The following is a 4492-nucleotide window of genomic DNA, read 5'->3' as shown; positions in this document are numbered from 1 at the left end:
AGAAGTTTGCACTCACAAATGAAACGCGTGTAATTAATAATCATACCCTTTATCGCATTAAAGCATTAAAAGACTTTGCTGATGTTAAAGCAGGTACTTTAGGGGGCTTTATTGAAAAGGAAGATAACCTTTCTCATGATGGCAATTGCTGGGTTTATGATAATGCTTGTGTTGTAAAATCTGGTCGTGTTTATGAAAATGCAAAGATATATGGCAATGCTGCCATTGGTGGTTTTGTTTATGGCAATGCGCATGTATATGATAAAACCCGCGTGTATTTTGGAGCTCATGTTTATGATAATGCGCATCTTTCTGATAAGGTGTGGGTTTATCAATATGCAAGGGTTTATGGGAATGCAAAATTAACAGGAAGTGCACGCATTTATAGCAAGGCTGAGGTTTATGATCATGCTGTTGTAAGTAGCTCTTCAAAAATTTATGGCAAGGTTTATGGCAATGCTAGCGTGGGTGGGTATGTTAAGGTCTATGGTTCTGTTTATGGGAATGCAAAAGTGACTGGTTATCACACCATTAGAGGTTTGGTACATGGCAATGCAAGGTTAAAAAGAGATGGTTATTCATATGTCAAACAAAACTTTTATTATGCATATGGAATTCCTGAAGATTGTGAAATTTATGAAAACGATACCGTTGTAAAGATTAGTGAAAATAACGCTGCGTAAAGACGCGCGGGCGCGGCGGGGGCGCCCTTCTTTCAAATTTTCCCATTTCAAATTTTATCAACTGTTTATCACATTAGATTGTGAGGGTCTTCTATGTGCAAAAAATACGAATTAACCAGTGAAATCAAAAAAATCAAACATGCTCTTACTCGAAATATTATAAACCTTTATCGCATTAAAGCTTTAAAAGATTTTGATGATATAAAGGCGGGGTCTTTAGGCGGCTTTATTGAAAAGGAAGTCAACCTATCCCATGATGGCAATTGCTGGGTCTATGATGAGGCTTGTGTCTATGGTCATGCAAGGGTGTATGATGATGCAAAAATACGCCATTTTTCTCAAGTCTGTGGTCAAGTTTATGGCAATGCTGAGGTCTATGGAAAAGCTTTTATCTCTCAATATGCTAAAGTTTATGACCATGCTTTTGTCTATGGCAATGCTCATGTTTATGGCAATGTTTATGGGTATGCTCATGTGAATGGTAGTGCCCGCATTCTTGCTGATGCTCATATTTATGACCATGCGCATGTTTCTTATGATGCTACGGTTTTTAGTTATGCACGCGTTTATGGTCATGCCAAGGTTTGTGGCTCTGCTTGCATTTATAGCCATGCAAAAATTTATAATTATGCTGTTATTAATGGTCGTGCTAAAATTTATGGCAAGGTTTATGGAAATGCTTGTGTGAGTGGCTCTTGTGAGATTTATGGCTCTGTTTATGGCAATGCTAAAATCTCATATTGTGCAACAATCTGGGGGCGTGTTTATGGCAATGCAAAAATCAATAAAAAAAGCAAAGTAAGGTTGGTTCCAAAAAATTGTGAGGTGTATGAAAGGGATAATGTTGTCAATATAACTGATAAAACAGAATAAAGAACGGCGTGGGGGGCGTGCTTTCTTTATGGTGTATAAACGCATATAAAATGCATTGCTATAAACATATCATAAAAGAGAGAGTAACATAAAAAAAGCCGTGTCAAATGATATGACGCGGCTTTCAAATAGCGATTATAATGATAGAAAAATAATCATCCACAATGGAGTAATGAATGCATATATACAAAACGTATCATATTGCAAGCGCTCTATGAGAGATATGAAAACGTATCAAAAGAAACGTAAATGTGCGTATGATCTTTAATCACTCATTTGAATGAGAGAGCCTATAAAACGCTTGTTATGGCTATCAAACGTATCAAACAAATCAAAATGCTCGGTAGCTTTAACAATCCAATCAAAAGCAAATGCATATTCAATAAATATCTGCAAAAAACGTTCTTTTTACATTTGGAAGCGTTGGTTTTTACAAAGCAGCTTTTCATAAGATAAATAAACAATTATGGTTTTTTGTTACCATTTTTATCAAGTCAATTTTATTAATAATAGTTATTAAAAAATCACAAAATTAGAATAACCACTTGAAAATATACCCATATGAGTATATTAATAATCATGAGTAAAATAAAACGTATCATATGGCTTGGTTCTTCACTCAAAGATATAAAAAGTCTTCCTGATCTTATTCAACAAAGGATTGGTTATGCTCTTTATCTTGCTCAGATAGGAGATAGAGGAGAAAATGTTAAGGTTCTCAAGGGGTTTGGATCTGCCAATGTTCTAGAAATTATTGAACGCGATATTCAAGGAACTTATCGCGCTGTTTATACGATACAATATAAAAAATCTCTTTATGTGTTGCATTGTTTTCAGAAAAAATCGACCCGTGGCATTGCAACACCAAAACCAGACATTAATCTGATTAAAGAACGTCTCAAGTTAGCAGAACAATTAGAAGGGAATTAAAATGATCAATGTTTTTCACGGTAGTTCCAATGTTTATGCGGATCTTGGCTTTTCAGATTCCAGAGAGATGCTTATCAAAGCGCAACTTGCTCATAAGATTAGTCAAATTCTGAAAGAAAAGAACTTAACACAAAAACAGGCTAGTCAACTTTTGAAAATGACTCAACCAAAACTGTCTAAACTCTTAAGTGGAGAATTTCGAGGAATTAGTGAAATGAAAATGCTTGAGTGTTTGGCAAAATTGGGAAACGATATAAAGATTATTGTTAATCCGAAAGAAGTTAAAACGCTTGAAGGACATTTTGAAGTTGTTTTTTCTTCTTAAACTTCTTTATGATTAGCTTTTTATGGTCTATTCATACATGGCAATTGTTTATAAAAAATGGTCAAATGAATCACGTATAAAAGTGTGGATTCTTGAGTGGATTCATATAAGATAATTACAAACAAACTATTGACTTTATTGTATTTTTGTTTATAATGTCCTTCAACAAGCGTGACCATCCGACGACCGTTTTCAACATCAATGCTCCCCTCATCGCTGTAATAATCAAGATCATTATAGTGAACACCTTCATGAGAGCTCCCATCCCTTGCCCAATCTGCACTCAGCTCTGTCCAATGAGATTTGGGAAACATCTGCTTAGCTACTTCTAACGGCTTGCGGTCTACATACCACAAACGTTGCGCATCGGTTAAATTCGGTTGCACCGCTGCACTATCCCAAACCATCTTTAACGGATCTAAACGCGTAATGACCGGTTCACCATCGAGGCTGTTCTCATAATCAAGCCGTGTATCAGTCCACCCCATGCCGCAGATAACCGCATCTTGGAAAGCATCACTATCAGCGTATTCTGCATGCGCCATGTCCCGAAACCATTCTGCCGCACCGGTAAGCAATTCACTAGGCAATGCCTTCCCTACTTGACGGGGAATAAACTGCACTTCGCGCTTGTTATTACGCTCTGACCCCACAACGGCATTGACCAATGGGGCAATACGATTAAAGGTCATAACGGGGCGGCGTTGCTTTTTTAACGCCGATAAATCTTCTTCATTCCATTGATCACCATTGTAAAAACCAAAATCCTCCCGCGCATGTTCACGCCATTTATTCACATGCTCCACATCTTCTTTGTACCAGCTCACAAGCTTGCGAAATAAGCCTTCTGTCGACAAATCTGATGCGTTACTTTCTTTATCTAAATGCTCTTCATCATACATCATTCTGCCATCCATGAGGTACTCTCATATTCCGTTCTGCCGCTATAAGCTGGTCGCTTTTGTATTTCTTTTGGTGGTTTGTATGAAATACACATCAGTCCAAAGGCATCTGCCCCATGACTGGACCAATCATGCTCTGCTCCCAAGCCAATATTACGCTTCTCATCCCATTTCTCGTGATACCAGTTCAGTGCCTTACGTCCTGCTACTGTCGTCTTCTCATTAAACCAAACAGAAGGCAAAACACGGCGGACTGTTTCTATACGTATCTTAACAGCCCCTGCTCCCTGATTAGGGATAACTTTTGTTTGAAAGCCTGCCTGTTTAAGAGCGCTCTCAAAACTCACATTGTGTACACGGTCTCTTGTTGCACCATCATGGGGGAGAACCATCAATGCCTTCTCATAACCATTTTGACGCAACCAACCGATATGTTCCGATAACGGCTGTCCCTGTGCTTCGTAATAATCAAGCACTCTGATCTCTCTACCAACAAATTGCGCTATCCATATCGCCGTGGCATCTGCCTTGGCGCCTGTCCCCCCAATATCCCAAAAAGCACGTATTTGCATTAAAGGGTCACGAGCAACACGCCCTATCCGCCCCTCCTGCTCGGCTGCCAACATCTCTTTCTGATAATAAGCGCCTTGAACCGCTGTAAGATAAGCCCCTTCCCAGATATGCTTATAGGTCTCTGGACGGTTTCTCAGATCATCAAGCCGCGCTTCATTCAAGATCTTGGGAAACTTCGGATTGTCTGACCAGTTGATCTCAACACG

5 protein-coding genes and 2 pseudogenes are annotated in these 4492 nt (G+C 38.7%); 4 read left to right on the top strand and 3 right to left on the bottom strand.

Going from position 1 to position 4492, the window contains the following annotated elements:
• Together ACFINY_RS09430 and ACFINY_RS09425 are read left to right on the top strand one after the other, a co-directional pair.
• A partial coding sequence (locus tag ACFINY_RS09430) for a hypothetical protein (protein WP_375701040.1) occupies window positions 1–683 on the top strand: 683 nt, incomplete at its 5' end.
• Window positions 684–776: 93 nt separating this feature from the next.
• Window positions 777–1556, top strand: coding sequence for a hypothetical protein (locus ACFINY_RS09425; protein WP_375701039.1), 780 nt, complete (start codon window positions 777–779; stop codon window positions 1554–1556).
• 264 nt (window positions 1557–1820) lie between these two features.
• On the opposite strand, the gene ACFINY_RS09420 is transcribed toward ACFINY_RS09425, so the two are convergent.
• Window positions 1821–1952, bottom strand: coding sequence for a hypothetical protein (locus tag ACFINY_RS09420; protein ID WP_375631686.1), 132 nt, complete (start codon window positions 1950–1952; stop codon window positions 1821–1823).
• Between the two features lie 183 nt (window positions 1953–2135).
• Here ACFINY_RS09420 and ACFINY_RS09415 point away from each other — a divergent pair, with 183 nt between their 5' ends.
• Entirely contained in the window at window positions 2136–2486 is a 351-nt protein-coding gene (locus tag ACFINY_RS09415) for a type II toxin-antitoxin system RelE/ParE family toxin (RefSeq protein WP_041581387.1), read from the top strand.
• A 1-nt stretch (window position 2487) separates the two neighbouring features.
• Window positions 2488–2811, top strand: a complete 324-nt coding sequence (locus ACFINY_RS09410; RefSeq protein ID WP_015856199.1) for a helix-turn-helix domain-containing protein — start codon at window positions 2488–2490, stop codon at window positions 2809–2811.
• Between the two features lie 157 nt (window positions 2812–2968).
• On the opposite strand, the pseudogene ACFINY_RS09405 reads toward ACFINY_RS09410, so the two are convergent.
• Both ACFINY_RS09405 and ACFINY_RS09400 read right to left on the bottom strand, forming a co-directional pair.
• A pseudogene (locus ACFINY_RS09405) lies at window positions 2969–3728 on the bottom strand (portal protein); the annotation flags it as partial.
• A pseudogene (locus ACFINY_RS09400) lies at window positions 3713–4492 on the bottom strand (PBSX family phage terminase large subunit); the annotation flags it as partial. The pseudogenes ACFINY_RS09405 and ACFINY_RS09400, both read right to left, overlap by 16 nt.

The sequence above is a fragment of the Bartonella sp. AA23NXGY genome, assembly GCF_042197165.1.
In the GTDB taxonomy this organism is placed as follows: Bacteria; Pseudomonadota; Alphaproteobacteria; order Rhizobiales; family Rhizobiaceae; genus Bartonella.
Note: the sequence above shows the minus strand (reverse complement) of the source record. Positions and strands in the feature narration are given on the sequence as shown.

Coding starts and splice junctions, on each gene's coding strand:
- ACFINY_RS09425 (WP_375701039.1), top strand. CDS start 777: ATGTGCAAAAAATACGAATTAACCAGTGAAATCAAAAAAATCAAACAT.
- ACFINY_RS09410 (WP_015856199.1), top strand. CDS start 2,488: ATGATCAATGTTTTTCACGGTAGTTCCAATGTTTATGCGGATCTTGGC.
- ACFINY_RS09415 (WP_041581387.1), top strand. CDS start 2,136: ATGAGTAAAATAAAACGTATCATATGGCTTGGTTCTTCACTCAAAGAT.